This window comes from Acidisoma sp. C75 (assembly GCF_054665095.1).
Window position 1 is genome coordinate 86,298 of the sequence record NZ_BAAFHD010000010.1, and the last position, 20,259, is coordinate 106,556.

A 20,259-nucleotide genomic window follows, 5' to 3' on the forward strand; every position below is an offset into this window, starting at 1 on the left:
TATGGAAGCGGAGACCGCAGCAGAGCCGGCCCTGCCCGCAGGTGCCGATAGCCTCATCCTCCGACTTGAAGGTTTCGAGGGGCCTCTCGACCTGCTTCTCGATCTGGCTCGAAGCCAGAAGGTCGATTTGGCACAGATCTCGATCGTTGCAATGGTCGATCAATATCTGGCAATCGTGGAGAGCGCCCGCCGCATCCGTTTGGAACTTGCCGCGGACTGGCTGGTGATGGCCGCCTGGCTCGCCTGGCTGAAATCCCGCTTGCTCGTCCCCGCAGGGGTCGATGAACAGGACGATACGGAAATCCTGGCGGATGCTTTGGCGTCCCGCCTTGTCGAGTTGCAACGCATCAGGCACGCGGCCGAATGGCTCGCGGCGCGGCCGCAGTTGGGGATCGATTTTTTCGCCCGCGGCAGCCCGGAGGATCTCACCGAGACTGATCGGTCCGGTCTCAAACTCGATCTTCCAGGCCTGCTGCGTGGCTACATCAGCGCAATCAAGAAGAGCGGCGCGGCGCGGCGCTACACGCCCCGGCCGATGGTGTGGTGGAGCGTCCAAGACGCGCTGCGCCGGCTTGGCTCGCTGATCGGTCACACGCTGGATTGGACGGAACTGTCGCTCTTCCTGCCGCCCGAGCCCCAAGCTGAACCCATGGCGCGTCGCGTCGCGCTTGCGAGCACATTGCTGGCAAGCTTGGAGATGGCCCGCTCGGGGGCGCTCGAGTTGCGGCAGGAAGAGCTTTTCGCGCCGATTATGATGCGGCGGGGGCCAGCGCAATCGTAGGCGCGGGCACCGTGGCAGGCGCCGCGGGGGCGGTCGCTGCAGCACCGGTTACGCGGAGGACGGTCGCGAGATGCGCCGAGACCTGGTCAGCGATCGCCGCGTCCGAGAGGTTCAGGTGCGAAATCGCTTCGGGCACTGCCTGCTTCACGTAGTTCACCATCGTATCCACGGTAGCCGTGCGGGTCGCCGGATTGGCGAGCGAAGCGATGCCGCCGGTCGCAACCGCCTGAAGGCCGATGCCGAAGGCCGTCTGCACCGCATTGCTCACGGCGGCCTGGTGCGTCTGGTCCAGGTTAAGTTTGAACATAGCATTCACCTTCATGACGACGACGGGCACGCAAGCGGCAAAGACCGCGGAAGCGAGCGTGAGGGTCGTGTTGGTCAGGGGCGAGAGATCCATGGGAGCATCCTTCTGTGGGTGATTGATAGGCGGCCGGTATCAGCCTCAACTGCGCATGGCGACGTTCGCGGCGATCTTCTCGATCATCTGGCTGACAGCCGCGAGGTGCGCCTCGATCGCTGGCAGCCGATCGACTTTTTGCGCGATCCTGGAGAAATCGGTTCTCGCCTCGGCCTTGAACTCGTTGAGGCCGGACGAGAGCCGCTGCTCAACGGCGGTCAGTTCGGGTTTGGTCGCACTTACCTCGCGGAGCTGATTGACCTGCTGCTGGAGAGAATGCAGGCTTGTCTGAACGGTGGCCGAGAGATCTTGTCTTGACTTGGCTTCCTGCGTCTGGATTTTGTCCAGGCTCCTTTCATTAAGGGCTTCGATGGTCTCCAACTCTTCGCGCGTCTCGTTGCGCAGTCTCGAATGTTGCCCTACCAGCCAGGCGAGCGCCGAAGAGTAGAGTGCAAAGAGTGTCAGGGTGACGGTTGCAACGCCGATCCAGTCACTCGCACTCATGCTCGGATCTCCATGTAGATGAGTCATAATATTCTCTGTTCAAATGGAGAGATCCCTAGCTGAGAGCGATTCCGTAGGTGGTCGCCTGCAGTGGAAAACTCATCGACCATTCGGAGCCGAGGTCGCCTGCCATGTCCCACTCCGCCGGCCATCCGATGGTCGAAAAGTTATCGGTGACCGCGTTCCCTCGGCCGATCTGGTTGGAGCCGTACGGGTAGAAGAGCAGGCAGGATGCGGCCGGCTGGGTGAGGGCGCTGCCGAGAGTGATCGACAGGTGGGTCGGATCAATCCGCCGCGCCGCGGTGGCCGAGACGATCGGCCCGGGTGCTGCGACGCTACCGCCATCCATCACCGCCCAGCCTGCTCCGAGCGCCGCCTGCAGCGGCAGCGTCAGGTCAGTCCCTTGGTCATGCCGAACCGTTATGATCACTTCCGTCGGGCTTTGCAGTTGCGCCGAGACGATGCTCGGTCCGGCAAGCGGCATCGCGGCCGGGATACTGTTCAGGGTATCGGCAAATCCGGCTGCCAAGGCTGCGCGGGCTGCCACATGCGCCCCGCGCAGCCCGAAGGTCTTTTCGTCCGTCTCGTCGCGGTGGCTGGCGTCGCCCCCGCTCCAACTTCCGGTCGCGGCATCGTAGGTGGCGCCGAGGGGGATGCTGTCTGCAGTCTGGGCCGCGAAAACAGCAAGATTCTGCGTCGCGTCGTTGCCGATGTCGGTGACAGCCTCGCGCACCATTTGCACGCCCGCATCCGTTTCGTAAGGGATCGCGTTCCACATCAGCAGCGGCAGATTGCTGGCGTTGCGCCCGATCATGCCGCGCGTGAGGCTCGCGAGGCGTTTCACCGTGCCGGCATAGAGCGCTTTCTGGCTATAGGGGGCCGTGCTGTCCTGTTCCGTCCAGGGCCAGACCATGGCTGCGATGTCGGCCAGATCTTCGCTCGGCGGAATTGCTGCGGCGCCCGTCAGATAGTCCTGCAGGGCAACTCCGTCGGGGCCAAGCGCCCAGGTCGATGGGTCAGAGCCGTCGCCAGGATTGGTCAGAAACGTGCCGCCGGCGGCGCCAGGGGCGAACAAGGGCGGGGTGGAATTCGAGATCGGGTGCCCGTTCACTTGGGTGTAGCGGGCGGGGCTGAAGTAGGTGCCGGAAGGCTGGAACACGACATTCCCGGCGAGCGCGCCCATATACCAGGCGAGCCCCTGCGCCATGGCGGCGGCCCCGCCCGATACGACGAAATAGCTCGAATTCGATTGCCCAATCACCAGAAGAGAGACCCCTTTGCGGCGGCCGAGCGTCCAGCGGCTGAGATAGGTGGTGAGCGTCCCGACCTCGCTATCGAGAAGGCTCCGGGGCCAGGTGGCGAACTCATGCAGCCAGAGCTGCGCCCCCCCTTGCAAGGTCATGTCGTGCAGCAAGGTGATTGTGCCGCTAATGCCGGATGGCAGCGGGTTGGCGATTGCCGCGCCGAGCTTGCTTCCGTCGAGCCAGACATCCACCCCACTGCCGGGAGTATTGCGGAGGATGAGAGCATGCGTATGCCGCCGGGTGATGCTCGTGGAGAGCACGGTCGGCGAAGCGCCTGGGAACAGCGTCAGAGTTGCTCCGGTCGATGATAGAGACAGAACGCTGACCCCGCCGACGGTGATGAGCGATACCGGCTTCGCATCCACCGAATAGGTGCCCTGCCTCCGGTTTGGGCGGCTCCAGACCAGGAGATGCGTCCAGGCGATATCGGGGGAGAGGCTGAGGTTCGGCGCCGTCAGCCCGGTATCGGCATCCAGTGTCGGGCTATAGGCGGCAGCGGTGGCGCTGGGCGCGCCAATGCCGCCGAGGAGGCCATTCAGGCGCGGCGTGGCGATGAGCGAGGCGGGCGTGGCCCCGCTGCCGGTGTAATAGTGGTAGGGCGTGAGAGGAGGTGCATTGCCCGATCGATCGGCGAGGCTCGCCACCGGCGCGTTCCAACTCGCCGCTGTGCTTGCATCCCACCAGGCGCCGAGCGTTGGGATCGATAGCGGCGACGGGAGATTGGACGGCGGCGGGGAGGCTGGCGGGGAAGACCCGGAGGAGCCGCCCAGGCTCGTCAAAAGCGTTGTGCCAAGCGCCACGAGCAGCGGTTTATTGGGCGCGACGAGCAGCATCAGCTCACCGTGACGGCGGCGGAGACGGCCGACACCTTGCCATCGCTGGTCGAAACCCAACCGTAATAGGTGCCGGCGGCCGTCGGTGCTGTCAGGTAGGCACCGTAGAGCGCATCGCCGTTGGCTTGGCTGTTGACATAGACCCCGGCGGTCCAGCTGCTCGGGGGAGTTGTGGCCGAGCTGGACCAGCCGAATTCGATGCTGGCGGTCGTGCTGCCGGGCGCGAGCACCGCATTGACACCGATATTGCTCTGCCCAGCCGAGTAGCTACCCGAAGGCGCCAGCTGGAAGCTGAGGGTCTGCGTGCCGCCGGTGGTGCTCCCGCCGCTGCCGGTGCCGCCCGAGGTGCCACCCCCGCCGCTGCTGGTGCCGCCGGTGCCGGAGCCGCCGCTCGTGCTGCCACCGCTCGAACCTGAGGTTCCGCTGCTGCCCGACTGGCTGTTCGTCGAGGTGACCAGGATGTTGGTCCCGGCATCGAGATTGATGATGAACTTCTCGTTGATCCCCTGATATTGCACCTGAACGTCCGCCTGCACGTAGCCAAGCGCGGTGCGGCTGGGCGGATTGTTGACGAGGTCGCACAAGACAGCGAAGGGCTGAGCGCCGGTGGTGCTGCCCAAAATCCCCTGGCCGAGGAGGCCGGAAAGATAGGAGAGCAATGTGCTGCGGATACGCCGCATCAGCGTCAAGTTGATCACCTGCCCGACATAGAGGCCCATGCCCGCGCTGAGGGTGGCCGCGATGTAGTTGGTCAACCGGGTGTAGTTGTCACCACTGGTGCTCGCATTGCTCGTGGTGTTATGCCCCAGGCGCAAAGACCAGAAATTCTGCCCTCCCGCCCCGGGCCTCGTCACGAGGTCGATTCCGTTTTCGAACAATGCGGCGAGTTCCGCATTGCTGTAGCTCCGGGTCAGACCCGATCCCGGAAGCCCGACGCTCTGGCTCCCGGCAATGCCGAACATCGGCTTGTTAAGGCCCGACTGTTCGGGAGAGAGGTTAGCGAGTCTGCCGGCCACAAAGCCTTGGGGGCTCACCAGGCGCTGGGTCTGGTTCGTTGGATCCCACCAATAGAGCCAATCGCCGAACAGAAGCTTGGTCGCCGTGCTGTCCAGCCCGACCGATGCCTTAGCTGAGGTTGCGGCGGCGATGCTTTCCCCGGCAACGCCGGTGAGGATGGCATAGGCACTTTCCGATGCCGCAAAAGCGTCCACCGTGGTCCACTCGGTCGGGTCCGTGCAGTCGCACAGATCAATGATGGAACAAGCCTGCCCGACGAGGGAATACATGCCCGACGCAGGGGACATCGTGCCGACGAGCCTGCTGCTGGTCACCGAGCTTGCGCCGTCAGTGCCGCCTGCGAGCGTATAGCTCCCCGCGGCTGGAGACCCGCCGACCGTTGAGGCGACCGCTGTGACATACTGCGATGCGCGGCGGGAGAGTTGTCCGCGCCCCGTGTTGATGGTGGCGGCCAGGTTGGACCAGAAGGCGGCGCCGGAGCCGGTGACGTTGTCAAACCGCTCAGCCGGCAGACCGGGCAGCACGATGGTCGCGGCCCAACTGTTCGCCTGAGTGCCAGGCGCGAGCGTCACAGTCACGCTATTGCCGAGCGTTCCCGGATAGCGTGCCAGGAAGCGAACCGAGCCGGTGCTTTCAGCGGCGGTCGCTGTCGTCTCGGTTCCGTCGGAGACGCGGACGCAGCGGAAGTTGTTGGCCCCTTGCTGCGCCGCTACGGCAACATGGGTTCCCATGTCGAAGAGTCGATTGCAAACGGGGCCGAAGGATGCTGCGTAATCCTGCATCGTGCCGACAACCACCGGCTCGCCGATCGGTCCCCAGCTCGCCGAGCCGACCATCCCGATGACATTGCTCGGTACCCCATTGAGGAGCAACACATTCGGCGGCACCAGTTGAACATAGAGATCCGGCACGACGAGCGCTGTCGTGTTGAGGGCACCTTGCTGAGAGATCATGGGACTCTTCTGAATCTGAAGGAGAGGGGCGGGGCAGCGCCTGGTTGACTGGTCTTAGCCGCAGGCTGCGCGTCGAGGGCTCATCGCGTCTAGAAACCCCACGCAGCCACTTCGATAAGCACTTACGCGACGGTAAAGCCTGCGCTCACCGCTTGGGCCGACCCGTCGGAGCTTTTCGCCCAGCAGTAGTAGGTGCCGGCGGTGGCTGGCATCGTCAGGTAGGCGCCCCAGAAGCTGGAGCCGTTGGCTTGAGTGTTGACGAGCGTGCCCGCCGTCCAAGTGGCAGGAGCGGCGGACGTAGAAGAGCTCACTCCGAACGCGACGGTAACAGTCGTGCCCGCGCCTGAAAGCGTCGCGTTGACCCCGACATTGGTTTGGGACAGGCTGTAGCTGCCGCTCGGCGCGGTCACGAAGACGAGGCTGACCGAGGGCGTGGTCGTCGTCCCGCCGCCGGATGAGCCACCGGTTGTGCCGCCGCCGCTCGTGGTGCCCGTCGTCGTTCCGGATCCGGAGGTCGCTGTGCCGGACTGGCCGTCCCAAAACACCAGGCTTCCGCCGGAATAGGTGAAGGCGGTCAACCGGGCGGAGAGTTTCTGGGGCAGCCCGGCATTGCCAGAGCCGACGGTGATGCCTTGCCCCATGGTGACTGTACCGGAGGAAAGGTTCAGCACATCGCAAGAGAAGCCGCTTCCCATATTCACGAAATTGGCGGTGAGAACGACGCTTTGCGAGCAGATGAGGATCGCGTTGTTATGGGCGGTCGCATCCAGAACGGTGTTGCTGGTAATTTCGACAACGCGCCTCTGTGTCAGCGGAATTTTGTTCGCGATATAGCTCCACAAGCCCGCAAGGCTTTGCTTCACCAGCGCGGCGCCACCCTGGTCAACGGCGAAGCTGTCGCTATCTGCGGCGGGCGCGGCGGCTTGGAGTTGATCCACGGTTTCGCCCGCAAGCAAACCGTCGATCGAGCCGCCGACCGCGAGCGTGCCGGCGCTCATAACGAGCCCCGCTCCGACCGATACGGTCTCGGGGCTTCCTGTACCGGTGGAAACCCGGCCGAGGAGGCTTCCCGTCGGCGTCAGGATGGCCGGTTGCAGGCCTTGCTGCAGGATTGCAACCGAGACGCTGTTGGTACCCGTCCCCTGGTCGATCGCCAGAAAGTCCGTCGGCGAGACTGCTGTAGCGGGAGGTAGGCTGGCGATCGTGGGCATCGAATCCTCTTTTCACGCATATCAGCCGAGGGCGACCCAACCGTTCGTGTCGGTGCCCGTCTGCTTGATCCAGAAGATACTGCCGGCCGAGCCGGTGAGATTGCGGTAGTCGGAGCCGGGGTTGCCGGCGACAACGCCGTTCGGGGAACCGCTGCCGACGATGGTCGAGCAACCAGCCGAATTGGTGCTGCTCACCCACCGCACCGCGCCGCTCCCGTTCGGCTGCAGGCGGATATCGCCCGAGATCGACTGCAGAGTGACGCTGCCATCGCTCGCCGGTGCCAGGTAGTCCAATTGCTGATAGCGGGTCGCGAGCCAGCCGCCCGTCTGGCCGAGCCACTCGGTCTCGGTGTTCGCAGGCGTGGTGATGGGCTGTGCCGTCGGGGTGGTTTGCAGAGGGTTGCTGCCAGCAGTCGCCCAGTGTGCCTCCGCCGAGGAGAAGACCCGGAGCCGGCGCCCGTTCGAAAGCGGGACGCCGATAAAGGCGGTTGCGCTGGCGCCAGAGCCACCGCCGCCGCTGATGGTTACCGTCGGCGCAGACGTATAGCCCGAGCCGAGCGACTGCATGCGAAAGCCGATCACGGCGCCGTTGCTGATAAAGGCCTGGGCAGAGGCTCCTGAGCCGCCACCTCCCGAGAAGCTCACCGCGGGCGCACTGGTATAGCCGCTCCCGCCCGCAGTCAGCTTGAGGAAGGTAAGATACGGCGCGTAGTTGCTGCCGTTCAACGAACAGATGCTCTGCAGCGGCTGGCTCGCCTGGGTGATGCTGATCTCGTCGATGATGTCAGGATAGAGAACGGTGTAAAGTCCGTTAAACTGGCCGACCGAGTTCACGAACGGATCGTAGAGATGAATGCTCGCCTGGCCGTTGATGAGATTGTCGGAGATCGCGGTGGTGTCCGTGAGCGGCAGCAGGCACAGGCTGAGATCGGCGCCCGGTACCGTGATGAAGTTGTTGCGCGCGATATGGACCGATTGCGGACCGTCAATCAGCAAAATGCCGCCGCCACCGCTCGGCATATCGATGACGTTTTCGACGATCGAACAGTCTTTCGAGGCGACGCCGATGACATTGCCCTGAGCATCGGTCTCGTTGTTGTAGATGACGATACCGTAGTAGCTGCAATTCAAGATGGAATTGCCAAAGACCCTCGGCTCCTGCGCACCTCCGGCATTGATGCCGATGCGTGCGGTAGAGATGTAGTTGTTGGACAGGTGGGTGAAGTTCGCGGCGCCGGCATCGATGCCGAAGCCTTGGTGGTTTGTGACCATATTGCCGGTGACAATACTCGCCCAGCAATTTGCCAGGATGCCGGCATTGGTCAGGTTCGTCCCGCCGTTGTTATAGACCAGATTGCCGCTGACCAGAAGATTGTATCCCTGCGCGACGATCCCATACTCGGCGTTGTCATGGCACTGGTTACCGCTGATGATGCTCAGCATGCCGTCGGCGGTTTGATTGCTGATCGTGGCCGGGGAAGCATCGGCGCTGGTATAGTCACCTACGACAATGCCGACATAGTTGTTCCAGCAGTGGTTGGCGGTGATAAGAGCGAGGCGGGATTTGACGGAGCCGCCGGTGTTCACATAATCGACTTGAATGCCGTTGCCTGTATTGTCATGGACGTGGCATCCGCTGATCGTCAGCCCATCCGCGGCTTGGCAGATGATGCCGTAGTTGTTGCTGAAGAACTCGCAACCCGTCACGGTATGGCGCGTAAACGCCGGGTCGGAGGGCTCAAACACCAGGCCAGCGTTGGAGGTGCAGTTAGAAAAGACACAGCGGTCGAACGTCGAGCGGAGGCAGGACTGAGGGATGACAACACCATCACCGCCCCCTGTCAGCTGAGCGTTCCCATCGAAGGTGACGCCTTCAACATGCACGAGCGGCGCAGAGAGTATGATCCAGGGAGATCCTGCCGTCTGGCTCAGCCGACGGATGGCGGTCTGGCCGGGAACGCCGATCAGGGTCAATCCCGTGGAATTAGTGAGCGAGAGCGCATTGTTCAGGATGTAGGTGCGCGGGCCTAGAATGATGGGCCGCAGCGATTTGATCGCCGCCTGGAACGCCGCCGTATCATCGGTCGCGCCATCGCCGACCGCGCCGAAGTCCTCGACCGTCAAGGCGTCGGCCAGCAGCGAGGAAAGGCTGCGCTGCGAGCTTGCCCCTGCTGGTGTCATCATCAAGGGAGAAGCGTCGAAGCCGGGAAGAGACGCGAGGCCGGATAGAAAGGTACCATAGCTGATGGTGGAGGCGACGCCCCCTTGCGAGAGGGGGACAAGGTCCGCAGGGGACGGCGCGCTGCCGTTCGGCAGACTAGGGATAACGAACGGTGCTGGCGCCGAAATGACGCCGTTCGACATCGACAGGTTGTTGCCGACAGTGATCGGTAGAGGTCCGGCGGAGGCCGTGCCGCTATTGCCGAGAAGAGCGCCGGGAGGCACAGAGATTGCGGGCTGCAAGCCGGCAAGCAGCTGAGCACGCGTAACTTTTCGAGAGCTTCCGCTTTGTGTAGCCATGAGTTCGTCGGCGTCTGAACTTGCGACTGCGGCCGGCAGCTGGTCGATCGTCGGCATAGTGTCAGCTTTCGATAAAAATGGGTTGCCCGGCGAGATCAAGGATCGCCGCCCCCGTTTCAGTGACGAGCTCGGTGCCGAGCGGCGGCGTCGCTGAGAGCGAAAGGCAAGGCAGGTACAAGGTGCGCTGGAAACTGCCGCCGCCCACCGTGGTGATCGCCAGGGTCACGCTGTAGGTGGTTCCAGTCTGGCCGGCCCCCAGCCAGAGAATGACTCGCTGGCCATCGACTGAACTTGTGGTCAAGGTCAGATCTCCGGCGAGGGCCGGCGCGATCGTCACGTCAAGAAAGGAGATACTGTCGCCGTGATCGCCCCAGAGAGCTGGGGAGATATCGAACACATAGTCCAAGACGTCGGCGGGATCTTTGGGCGGCCAGGCCGCTACGGTGCCTGGCGGCAGTTGGGGCGGAGATCCGCGCGGGGTCGGATCGAATCCGGTGATCGTCAGTACCCGGGCATTGCAAGGCTTCCAGGAATGATTGGCGGGCGTTGCCATATCAGTATTCCACGATTACGAGGCCGGGGGCTCCCTGGCCGCCATTGCCCGAGGAGTTGTAGGTGCCACCCGCACCCGAGCCCGGAGCCTGGCCATTGAGGGCAGTGCTTCCGGCGGTTGAAGCCCGCCCGCCGCCGCCGAGCACGCTGGCGCCGCCATGACCGCCGATCACCACAGAGCCATTCTGACCGTCGGCCCCGAAGCCACCATTGACCGCGAACTCTCCGCCGCTGCCAACGCCACCACCACCGCCCGGTGTCGAGGAGGCACTCTGGTATTGGCCGCCTTCGCCACCTGTGGCGCTCAGGAAGGTTCCGAAGCTCGATGTGCCGCCATTGCCGGCGGAGGCATGAGCGCCACTGCCAACCCCGCCCGCGCCGACGCCGATGGCGATCGTCGCGCCTGCGCTTACGGTGAAAGTTCCAGTCGCATAGCCACCGCTGCCGCCGCCGGCGCCCGCGTAGCTGCCGTCAGAGCCGCCGCCACCGCCGCCGCCACCGATCACGGTTGCGCGGATCAGCGAGACCCCTAGTGGCACGACGAAATTCTTAGAGGTCGAGAAGGCCTGGCGGCGCGAGAAGCCTGGAGCCAGTTGTGGAAGCTTGAACGGGATGAAGGGCGCGGTGGGATGGACCGCAATGTTCGCGGCGCTCACCGCCGTCTGACCGTTATTCACGGTAATCAGATAGAGCGCCACCCATCCGGCATCGGTAGATGGCGCAACTTCGCTGCCGGTATTCGCGGCGGCACCAGCCTTCAGCTGCAACTGTACCCGCTCGATCCGCTGGGTATTCTGCGGCACACCGGAATTGCTCGGGCCGGAATAAGGCTGCGCCGGGTTCGCGGCATTGACATAGGGGAGAACGATCGGGCTCGCATCTTCCTCGATGAAGCTCGCTTCAATGAGATAGATCACGCTCTGGCCGGAGCTCGCCGGCGGTGCCAGCGTGAAGTTTGTCGGCCCGAGATTGATGCCCATCTTCACGATCTGATCGGTCGGGTCAGCAGGCAGCGATCCATAGGCCAAGCTGTCGATCGGTCCGAACGACGTGATCGAGCCAGGGCCGACACTCACGGAAAGTGAGGCCGGCGTGGTCGGCGTGCAGGCAAGCCCGTCGATGATCGTTGCGGTGCCAAGCGTCGCTTGCGCAAGATAGCCGAGTGCCACCATCGTGTTGCGATTGAGCGAAAGAAAGTCCGTATCGAGAGGGATGGATGCGGGGTAGACGATCTGTCGATCCATGGGTTTCCTCAGTTTGAAAGGGCTGTCCAGGCGATGCTGGCAGCAGGCATGGACTGCGCCACGGCGGACAAAATTTCGGCATCGGTGACCGCACCTTCGAGAAGGCTGAGATCGCCCCAGGCGATGGCGCCAGTATTCCAGCCGCCAAGGGCAAAGCTGGTAGGGTTCGTGCCCCAGCCGGACAGGTTGGCAATACCCCCCCCATGCGGGCGATAGGCGGTGACAAAACATTGATAGGGCAGGCTGAGCGTTCCCCAGCCACCGGAGGTGTTCCAGGAGAGAGTGGGTGTGCTGAGGCCGCCGGTATCGGGCGGAAAGGCCGGCTCGAATATCGCGGGTGCACGGCCGGTCAAAGTGGTTACGTTGGCAATTAGGGCGGCTCGTGTCGTCCGCTCCCTTTGCATGTTGAAGAGGATACGGCGCCGAAAGGCCGCATCGCTCTCGTTCGGGTTTCGCGCCCAACTGGCTCCGCCATAATCATAGGCGATGAGATCGAGCCATCCCGACGATGCGGTTGCTACGCGCGTCTGCTGCCCTGCGAAGAAGATGAGGCGGAAAAGCCAGGCCCATGTCGATGCGAAGCCTGAGAGAACAGCCGCGAGGATCGGGGCCTGATCCGCAAACCACCCTTTCGGCAGGGCGCGCAGAAGCCGCGCCTGCATGTCTTGCTGGTCACCGATCATATTTAACGCCTAGGTGTTGATGGCCAATGTGCCGATTCGGATGACGCTCATGGGCGAGGCCTGCAGGTCTTGCATCGCCCCCTGCAAGGTCAGGCCGGCGACGTTCTCGATGCCGGAGATCGCATCGTAGGTTACTTGCGCGAGCTTGGTGTAAGGCAGGCTGCCGCCAACCGGGAGGCCGTTGATATAGGTCGTGAGTGCTGCACTCACCGCCGTGGTGACTGGGCCTGGGAGAGCCCCGCCGGAGAGGCTTAGCGTCATCGAGATATTCGCGAGAAGCTTGACGGGTCCGCTAACGGCGAAGATGGAGCCAACCGGCCGCACCGCTTCGATCGCCGCCTGCGCCGCCGCGATCAGGGCCGAGGGCGGCGTGCCAGAGCCATCGTCAACCGTCACCTGAAAGAAGCCAGGCCGAAAGGCACCGCTCGCATCGGTGTTTTCGAGAACGGTGCAACTCAAGCCTTGCTGGAGGTTGAGCACAGCAAAGGTGATCGCCTGGATCGTTGATCGTGATCGGCTATCGAGAAATCCCTGGAAGCGAGCCCTGAACGAGGCGTCCGGTTCGGCATCTACGCCGCTTGTCAGCGCCGCGGCATTCGTCACCGTGTCGATGCCGGGGATGGGGCTCGTGATCAGGGTAAGCATGTTCGGCAGGAGATTGCCGCCCGCACCGGATTGCACCGCAACGACCGGAACGCTGAGCGAACTGACGCCGGCGCCGAGGAGATATGCATTCGCCGTGGCGTTCCAGGCGGCATTGGCGCTGTCGGCGATGACGGAGAATTGCCGGCTTCCATCTGCCGTCGCAACGGTCACGCCGGCAGGAACGACGGCGGTCAAGGTCGGCGCATAGCGACTGAAGGTGACGAATCCAGTCGCCGCTACTGCCGGCAGCCGGGTGAAACCGAAATCAGCCCCGAAGCTGTCCGCGTCAGCCCCGGAGCTCGTGGCGAAGCGCGTCGTCTGCAAAACGAGAATGATCAGCCATTGCAGCCATAGGGCGATCGATGCGTTGGCCTCCATCAGCGCTCGCAGGACCGAGCCCACAGTGAAATCGAGGATCTGCGACGCACCGGCTTGCGCAGCCGCCGCAGCTTGCTGCACCAGGGTTGCGAAGTTGTTCAGAGAGAGCTGCATCGCTTGTTCCAATCCTGCCCATTCGGGTTATGGACCAACTGCGGTCGTAACGAGCTGAGCAGAGGCGTCGAAAGCGCTTGCGTAAGAGAGCGATACGGAAACAACGCTATCAGCTGATTGGACCGTGACAGTAGGTGATGGCGTCCGCGCCACCGCTTCTTCTAGGAAGATTTGGCTTCGGATGAGGGACGAGGTAAAGGCGGCATCCGCCGGTTGGCCGATCATCACCGGCAGGCCAGCTCCATAGCTGAGCTGCCAGATGTAATCGCCAGGGTTGGTCAGCAGGCGACGAAGGACGCGTTGCTGACCGAGAGTGTTCCCACTGGCGCACGACAAGTCACCGTCTGGCGCGAGCGAGAGATCGCCGCCGAAATCGTGGTTGAGATCAGACATGTTCACTCGATCTGAGGAATGGCCAATCCGGTGTTGCCAGAGCCGGGTTGGATGCCGGGGTGAATGTGCTCGTCGAAGATGGCCCGGAAGGTCTCGAGACTGCCATGGGCTCCGGCCTTGTCGGCTATATCTCCGCCGACTACGAGATCGCCGGAGATGGTCACCGTGCCGGTCAGCTTCCAGGTCGTCGCATTTCCTTCTATCGTCCCGTCGTTATGCAGCTTGAGGTAGCTGCCGGATTGATGAACCAGCCATAGCTCGCCGACGGGGGTCGCAGGCGGGCGGTTCGCGAGAGAAAAGAGCGAGCCGAGGATGATGCCGTGCTCTGCCTGGCCTTCTTGCGCGAGAATGATGACCTGTTGGCCTGGGCTGATCGGAGCGACCAGTCCCCAGCCGGCGCCTGACCAGGCTGTAGAGACGGGTAGCCAGCCGCTCAGAACGTTCTCTGGCTGCAACATAACGGTTGCGCAATATGTGTCTTGGTTGAAAGACTGAACAACCCCGCAGCGCAGCTGCGCATAGCCGCCGGCGACGAGCCCGGCTTGGCCTCGCACAGCATTCAGAAAGCCATCCATATCTTCGTCTCAGTTTGTCAGATTGACGGCGCGGATCGTTTGAGTGAATCCGGTGCGGACGGAGAAATGCCTCACCACTTCGTCGATGATGTAAGGCTGGTCAAAGGCAGTGTCCGAGCCTGCGAGGACAACGGGCTTCCGTGGTGCCAGGGAGAGTTCGCCGGGCATGATTGCTGAGATCACCCGCTGATGCCGGCTTAGATCGCTGAGCGTGTTGTTCGCCAGAGTTAACGCTTCGCTGCTGGTCAGATTGGGCCGGATCAGAACATAGGTCGCAGGCTGCTTGGCATAAGGCGAGGTGGAAACGACAGCCTTGCCTGAAGGCGACGCGCGGACCGTTTCGGAGATCATCGTTGCCTGGCGGCTGTTCCAGCTTTGGACGGTGACGACGATATCCCGTGCCAGACCGAGCGTACGCTCGAGATGAAGCGTCTGCAACGCGATCCCGGGTGAGCCTGGGTTCATCCAGGTCAGCACCGTGGGCAAAGCATCCGTCGCCGGGCTGGTGAAGAATAGGCTATCATTCTGGACGAAGACATCGAAACCTTCGGTCTCCGCGAGACCGCAGAGAAGATCCCACTCCGTCACGAGAGAGTGGGAGCGGTGGAGCGATGAAAGCGCGTGCCCGTCCGCGTAGTATCGCCCGACAGGTCCCGTCGTCGGGGTGACGACGGGTGTAAGGCCATGGCGGGCGGCAAGCGTCTGCGCGATCTCGCTCGCCGTGTTGTTGGCGAATGTCTCCGCACTCAGGCTGTCGATGAACACAGCGGAGAGATCCCTGCCGGAGAGCTGCACGGTTCCGGCGGCGAGGTCATAGGCAATGATATCGACGCTACCCGTGATGATTGAGGCCCATGTGGCGGTGGCGGCGGGCAGGCCGGGAATGCCGATGCCAAAGCGGATCTCGGCATAGAGGTCGATGGCGGTCGCAAACGTGGCGGCGGTAAAGTTCGGATCCGCTCCCAAGGCGAGCGTCACGTGAAAAGACCCGGCAACCTGATGATTGGCAAGGGTGACCTCTGCATCGAGCACGCCGGCAACGGAGGTGCCGTTCAGCCTGAGGTCAGCATAGACGGTTCGGGCGGGCATACCGTCACTGAGTTGCAACGCCGCCTCCGGCCTGGGCGTCGTAGTCGGGGATGAGCAGCGTATAGCCGCCGGGGAGGAGCGGATCGCTCAAGCGATTGAGCTGAGCGATACGGATCCACTGGGTCGCGTCGCCGAGTTCGGCTGCCGCGATCTCGAACAGGTCGCCGCCGATGCCAGTAACGGTGCGCATTCAACCTCCAAGGGCAGAGAGCAGGCTCAAGCCGCGGCCGACGTAACCCGCTGCGGCTGCAGAGTTGGCGAGAGAGGCGGAGGCGTTCGCCACCTGGCTCAGCCCAGAGGCACCCGCGACCGGTGAGCCCGCCGGCATGCCGAGATCGAAGCCGGACACCATGGCCCCGCTTTGGCTTGTGGCCGATTGCAGGCTCGCCTGGCTGGTCGATAGATCGGCCAGATTCTGTTGGTAGGCAGCGGCTCCGGGCGTCGTGCCGGTCGCTTGCGCAAGCCCGGTCTGCGCAGCGGCGAGCCCCGGCGGCGCGTCTGGCACGAGGGCGGCCGCGCTCGTCAGGTCGCCGAGGATCGACGAGGCCACCGAGGTGGCGAGGTTCACCGCGATCGCCAGCGGGTTGACCACTACTGTGCAACGGATCTGGTAGGGGATCCACCAGGACTTCCGATAGCTGAACAGGGCTCTCGACAGAATGACCATAAAGTAGTTGTCGCCCCAACTGAGCGGGACGGCAGCCCCTGATATCCTCAAAGTATCGAGCAGTACGGCGCGCTGCTCGGCATTGCTGCCGGATAAGACGCCGTTGAAGATGATGTCGTGGTCAGCACTGCCCAAGACATCGAGGACGCGGCTGCCGCCAGGCAGATCATGCACGACCGCGCGCTGATCGCCGCCATAGAGAATGAAGGTCGGAACCTCGAAGGAATCGAGGTTGATGGCGCCAAGCGTAACTGCGGTGGTCATCGCTCTCTCGGCCTCTAAAGGGGCATGCCGGGCCAGGCCGGTGCCATGCGCGTGTTGAAGCGGCGGCTGGCGCGCGGCGGATGCGATGCACGCTGGGCGATCGTCGAGGAAATCCAGGAAGCAAGGCTGCGGCCGTCCACCAGCAGATCACCGTAGAGTACGGGGGCGGAGTCGTTTGACGTGCTGTCGGCAAGATCTTCCGGCGGCGAGGCAGGCGTCTTCCTTCCCTCAACTGGCGTCGTCGCTTGCACCGGCGGCCGGGCCGTGCCGGGAGATGATGGGGGCAAGGGTGGCGGTTGTCCGGCGACCACCAGGGTGGGGCTATCCGGCTTCGGCGGCGCTCCGCCAGACGCCAGCGAGCCCAGAAGAGGATCCGGCGGCAGGGGGAGCGGTGGCGAGGGGAAGTTTGGCACCCTCGGCGCGGCATTGGCGGCGGGTTCCTTCGGCACAGATGCCGGCGCCGGCGGCAGCGCCGGCACTGCCTTGGCGGAGAGCCGGCGGTCCGCCGCTTCCCGCGGCAGCCGGCTTGTCAGCGGAAAGGTCGTGAAGCTCGCCGGCGCAATGCTCGGCCGCGCGGGCTGTCGGCCTGCGGCAGGAGGCGAAAAATCCTGTCGCGCGGGAGCGGGCTGTGCGGGAACGGGAAGCTCCGCTGGTTGACGAAGCACCTTCTGTAGTGGCTGAAGCGGCGCGGCTGGCGTGGAAGGCACAGGCTGAGGGAGCTGCAGGCCGGCCAGTGCCGTTGGCCTAGCAGGAGCGGTCGGGCGCAATGGCGGCGCGGATGCTTGATCTGGTGCGGGCATGTGAGCGGGCCGAGGTGATGCCGCGGGCGCGGGGGGCTGCACCGGCAAGGGCGGCAGACGTGAAGCGGGCTGATCCGCCTGCGTCTTGGCCGATGCCACGTGTGATAGGTCGACCGTTATTGGCTGCGGTGCCCCAATGGCGACCGGAAGGACGGTGTGTGGCCGTGGCTCCGGCAGTGTTTGGCGCAGGGGTCTCGGCTCATGCGCCGGGTGTCGGTTCGCCTCGGTCCGCGGCGTCGAAGAAAACGGCATCGGCGGCGGCTCCGCCGAGGGCCTGGCGGCATCAACCGGGGGCTTCGGTGCGGCGGCACTGCTAGGAGCCCAGGGAGATGCAGGCGTCGCCTGGCGAGGCTGGTGATAAGCAGGAAGATGCGCGCGCGCGATGCTTTCCATGCGCTGCGCTTGGGAGACAGTCCCGCGCTCGAGGGTAACGAAATCTTGCCGCATGCGTCGCATGGCTTCGGCCACGCCATTATCGAGTACCAGGGAAATTCCGATCGTCTCGATATCCGTCATTTGTTCGATTGCCTAAGCTTGTTTGCCAGAGCCAGTTGCAGAGCGGTCATCGTCGGATCGTCTGGCGAGAGAAACGGCGCCGGTGGGTGCGCCGATGAGCCCCGCTCCCGCTGCACCAAATCCGGGTGGGCCACTTCGAGCCGCGCGCGCCTTTCGCCAATCTGGTGCATGCCGATCGCCGCCGGTTCGAGGCCCGCCTTTGCAGCCGCGGCGCTGCGCAGGACACAGAGTGCTTCATCAAGAATTGATCGTTCTATCGCCGTCCAATCCTCGGTGGTGGTGGAGGAGCGCGCCCGCATGCTCAACTCTCCCAAGTCATGCGCTGCCAATCGTAGTGCGCACCTGCCATCTCCCCGAAGGCAACCGCGAATGCCTTCCGGTCCACGGCGGACAGGCTGAAGGCGATGTCGAACGGCACCCCGTTTTTGACCAGCCATAGACACTCGATCAAAACAGGGTGCCGGCTCAGTTTCCCGCGGAAGACTGCATCTCCGAGGCGTCGGGCGGCGGCGTCAGCAAAGCACCCGCGGCCCGCATGCCCTCATCCCCGAGCTTGGTGACCAAGGCTTCGATCTGCGTCTCGGATGTCGGTGGCGGGACTGGTATGCCGTCGATCGCGATGACAGAGCAGGCGACCATCGCCATGCCCAGATAGGGCTGGTTCTGCGCGAGCACCGGCCCTACCGCTTTGAAGAGACGCAGTTGATCGAGCGCGTGAGGCTGCCGTACCGTCAGATGCCGGCCGAGGGCATCGACGGTTTCGGCTAGTCCCTGGTCCTCTGAGAACTGGCTCGAGGCTGTCATCACGAGACGCGGCTCCGGCTGGAAGCGAAGAACTCCAGCGTCTGCTTCACGCTTGCATCGCCCTTATAAGCACCGGCAGAGGCGAGCTTGAACACGACACCGTTGAACTGATAGGTCGAGGTGGAGCCATCGACTTCGTCGATATACTGATAGAGAGTTCCCGGCGCCGGGGTGATACCGTTGATGTAGCTTTGCTCGATCTGCGAGAGGAGATCGTCAGCGGCCGAGGAACCGCGCTCGAGCTCGAAGACGCCGTCCCAGCCTTTGGGGAGTTCCGCCCCGAGGATGACGCCGTCGAGGCGATCGACACGAACCGAGGCGGTAACCTGCTTCGCCTCGAAGCCGGTGACGTGTTCGAGGTCGAGGCGCCCGGTAGGGCCGATGACGACCACCTGACAGTCCTTGCCGGTGTTGAACGAGTTGAGGGCCATGCCCGGGGTGCTCCGTTAGTAGTTGGGTCCGTTGGTAAGCGTCTGGCTCGTAACCTGCACCGTCTGGCCGCCTTCGAGGTTGACGAGGAAAAATTCGTTGATGCCCTGGTATTGAACCTGCACGTCTGCTTGAACGTAGCCGAGAGCAGTGCGCGCTGCCGGATTGTTCGAAAGATCGCACACCACCGCAAACGGCGTACCGGCACCGGTGCTTCCGAGCAGCCCTTGCTGCAGCATGCTCTGAAGGTAGGAGAGGAGTGTGGCGCGGATGTTCTGAAACAGGCTCGTATTGATCACCTGGCCGACGTAAAGGCCCATCCCCGCATTGAGCGTGGCGGCGATGTAGTTGGTCATGCGCGTGTAGTTGTCGCCATGCTCCGCCGCATTGGAGGAGGAGTTGTGGCCGCAGCGCACACCCCAGTAGCTTCCGCCGGGTTGCGGGTTGCAGATCACGTCGATGCCGTTCTGGAACAGTGTCTGCAGATCGGCACTCGAATAGGTTGTGGTTTGGCCGGAACCGGCCGCGCCGCTCTTCTGGCTGCCGGCGACGCTGTAGAGCTGCTTGTTGAGGCTCGACTGTTCGGGAGAGAGATTGACAAGCCTGCCGGCGACGAAGCCTTGCGGAGAGACGAGGCGTAGCTGCGCGTTGGTGGGATCGTTCCAGTAGAGCCAGTCGCCGAACATCAGCTTGCAGGCATAGCTGTCGAGGCCGGCAGTCGCTTTGGTGGACACCGCATTTTCGATCGTGTCGCCGGCAGGGCCGGTCAGGATCATATAGACCCCTTCCGAAAGACCGAAGGCCGCTTGCGTCGTATATTGCGAAGGGTCGATCGCGTCCGCCAGCAGCGCGACCGAGCAACCTTGGCCGCGCAGCGCATACATGCCGGTGCGGGGGATGCTGTCCTGCCCGATGAGGTTGGTCGTGGAAACACCGGTCGCGCCATCGGTGCCTGGCGTGCCCTGGCTGAAACTGAAGCTGCCGGCTGTCGGCGCGGCGGTGCCGCCGGCATAAGCGGCCGTCAGCAGCTGCGACGGCCCGCGGAGAGGACCGTTGCCGGCATTGATGGCGAGGACCATCGCCTGCCAAAGCGCGGCCCCGCTGCCTGTGATATTGTCATAGACCTCGGGGGCGGAGCCGGGGAAGCCGACCGTCAGGCGGGTACTGCCCGCCTGCGACCCGGCGGAGATCGAGACCGACAAGTTGTTGCCGGAGCTGCCGGTGTAAAGGGCGGTGAATTTCACCGCGCTTTGCACCGTCAGGGTCGCGGCCGTATCCGTCCCATCCGTGGCGCGCACGCAGCGGAAGTTCTGCGCGCCCTGCAGAATGGCGGTCGCCACCTGCGTTCCCATGTCATAGGTACGCGGCAGAACGGGGCCGTAGGCCAGGCTGTAATCCGCCATGCTGCTGACGATGACGGGTTGGCCGACCGGGCCCCAGCTCGCGCTGCCGACGACGCCGAGGATATCGGTCGGCACACCGTTGAGAAGAAGCGTTTGCGGCGGCACGATCTGCACGTAGAGGTCGGGCACCACCAACGCCGTCGTGTTGATAGCGCCCTGTTGAACGATGGGCATGAATCT

20 protein-coding genes are annotated in these 20,259 nt (G+C 63.7%); 1 reads left to right on the plus strand and 19 read right to left on the minus strand.

What is annotated here, in order from left to right; genetic code table 11:
- Position 1 precedes the first annotated feature (1 nt).
- Complete coding sequence (locus ACYQ7X_RS14130; RefSeq protein WP_459697694.1) at positions 2–781, plus strand: segregation and condensation protein A; 780 nt, start codon at positions 2–4, stop codon at positions 779–781.
- Here ACYQ7X_RS14130 and ACYQ7X_RS14135 read toward each other — a convergent pair.
- The 19 genes from ACYQ7X_RS14135 to ACYQ7X_RS14225 all read right to left on the minus strand — a co-directional run bounded on the left by ACYQ7X_RS14135 (position 750) and on the right by ACYQ7X_RS14225 (position 20,253).
- Complete coding sequence (locus tag ACYQ7X_RS14135) at positions 750–1,181, minus strand: hypothetical protein (RefSeq protein WP_459697695.1); 432 nt, start codon at positions 1,179–1,181, stop codon at positions 750–752. The two genes, ACYQ7X_RS14130 and ACYQ7X_RS14135, sit on opposite strands and share 32 nt — an antisense overlap.
- 45 nt (positions 1,182–1,226) lie before the next feature.
- Positions 1,227–1,685 (minus strand): hypothetical protein, encoded by a 459-nt coding sequence (locus tag ACYQ7X_RS14140; RefSeq protein WP_459697696.1) that lies wholly within the window; start codon positions 1,683–1,685, stop codon positions 1,227–1,229.
- 55 nt (positions 1,686–1,740) lie between these two features.
- Positions 1,741–3,822: a hypothetical protein gene (locus ACYQ7X_RS14145; protein ID WP_459697697.1), complete on the minus strand. Its 2,082-nt coding sequence runs from the start codon at positions 3,820–3,822 to the stop codon at positions 1,741–1,743.
- The gene (locus ACYQ7X_RS14150; RefSeq protein WP_459697699.1) at positions 3,822–5,792 is read right to left on the minus strand and encodes a phage tail protein; all 1,971 of its coding nucleotides are present in this window, start codon (positions 5,790–5,792) and stop codon (positions 3,822–3,824) included. The genes ACYQ7X_RS14145 and ACYQ7X_RS14150 overlap by 1 nt, the downstream gene beginning before the upstream one ends.
- Before the next feature lie 122 nt (positions 5,793–5,914).
- Entirely contained in the window at positions 5,915–7,003 is a 1,089-nt protein-coding gene (locus ACYQ7X_RS14155) for a hypothetical protein (protein WP_459697700.1), read from the minus strand.
- Between the two features lie 21 nt (positions 7,004–7,024).
- Positions 7,025–9,580 carry a right-handed parallel beta-helix repeat-containing protein gene (locus ACYQ7X_RS14160; RefSeq protein WP_459697701.1) on the minus strand — a complete coding sequence of 852 codons (2,556 nt, stop codon included), beginning with the start codon at positions 9,578–9,580 and terminating at the stop codon, positions 7,025–7,027.
- Positions 9,581–9,584: 4 nt separating this feature from the next.
- Entirely contained in the window at positions 9,585–10,076 is a 492-nt protein-coding gene (locus ACYQ7X_RS14165; protein WP_459697702.1) for a phage fiber-tail adaptor protein, read from the minus strand.
- Position 10,077: 1 nt separating this feature from the next.
- A complete protein-coding gene (locus tag ACYQ7X_RS14170; protein WP_459697703.1) occupies positions 10,078–11,319 on the minus strand; it encodes a glycine-rich domain-containing protein in 1,242 nt (413 codons plus the stop codon).
- A gap of 8 nt (positions 11,320–11,327) precedes the next feature.
- The gene (locus ACYQ7X_RS14175) at positions 11,328–12,002 is read right to left on the minus strand and encodes a hypothetical protein (protein ID WP_459697704.1); all 675 of its coding nucleotides are present in this window, start codon (positions 12,000–12,002) and stop codon (positions 11,328–11,330) included.
- Between the two features lie 9 nt (positions 12,003–12,011).
- Positions 12,012–13,139, minus strand: coding sequence for a baseplate J/gp47 family protein (locus ACYQ7X_RS14180; RefSeq protein ID WP_459697705.1), 1,128 nt, complete (start codon positions 13,137–13,139; stop codon positions 12,012–12,014).
- A 27-nt stretch (positions 13,140–13,166) separates the two neighbouring features.
- Positions 13,167–13,532, minus strand: a complete 366-nt coding sequence (locus ACYQ7X_RS14185) for a hypothetical protein (protein WP_459697706.1) — start codon at positions 13,530–13,532, stop codon at positions 13,167–13,169.
- Positions 13,533–13,534: 2 nt separating this feature from the next.
- On the minus strand, positions 13,535–14,107 hold the full coding sequence (locus tag ACYQ7X_RS14190; RefSeq protein WP_459697707.1) for a phage baseplate assembly protein V: 573 nt from the start codon (positions 14,105–14,107) through the stop codon (positions 13,535–13,537).
- Between the two features lie 9 nt (positions 14,108–14,116).
- Positions 14,117–15,214, minus strand: coding sequence for a hypothetical protein (locus tag ACYQ7X_RS14195; protein WP_459697708.1), 1,098 nt, complete (start codon positions 15,212–15,214; stop codon positions 14,117–14,119).
- A complete protein-coding gene (locus tag ACYQ7X_RS14200) occupies positions 15,201–15,386 on the minus strand; it encodes a hypothetical protein (RefSeq protein WP_459697709.1) in 186 nt (61 codons plus the stop codon). Before ACYQ7X_RS14200 ends, ACYQ7X_RS14195 begins: the two co-directional genes overlap by 14 nt.
- Positions 15,387–16,127 carry a hypothetical protein gene (locus ACYQ7X_RS14205; RefSeq protein ID WP_459697710.1) on the minus strand — a complete coding sequence of 247 codons (741 nt, stop codon included), beginning with the start codon at positions 16,125–16,127 and terminating at the stop codon, positions 15,387–15,389.
- 1,312 nt (positions 16,128–17,439) lie between these two features.
- Positions 17,440–17,742 (minus strand): hypothetical protein, encoded by a 303-nt coding sequence (locus ACYQ7X_RS14210; protein ID WP_459697711.1) that lies wholly within the window; start codon positions 17,740–17,742, stop codon positions 17,440–17,442.
- Positions 17,743–17,908: 166 nt separating this feature from the next.
- Positions 17,909–18,247 carry a hypothetical protein gene (locus tag ACYQ7X_RS14215; RefSeq protein WP_459697712.1) on the minus strand — a complete coding sequence of 113 codons (339 nt, stop codon included), beginning with the start codon at positions 18,245–18,247 and terminating at the stop codon, positions 17,909–17,911.
- Positions 18,247–18,678, minus strand: a complete 432-nt coding sequence (locus ACYQ7X_RS14220) for a hypothetical protein (RefSeq protein ID WP_459697713.1) — start codon at positions 18,676–18,678, stop codon at positions 18,247–18,249. The genes ACYQ7X_RS14215 and ACYQ7X_RS14220 overlap by 1 nt, the downstream gene beginning before the upstream one ends.
- 15 nt (positions 18,679–18,693) lie before the next feature.
- Positions 18,694–20,253, minus strand: a complete 1,560-nt coding sequence (locus ACYQ7X_RS14225; protein WP_459697714.1) for a phage tail protein — start codon at positions 20,251–20,253, stop codon at positions 18,694–18,696.
- Between the last annotated feature and the right edge of the window lie 6 nt (positions 20,254–20,259).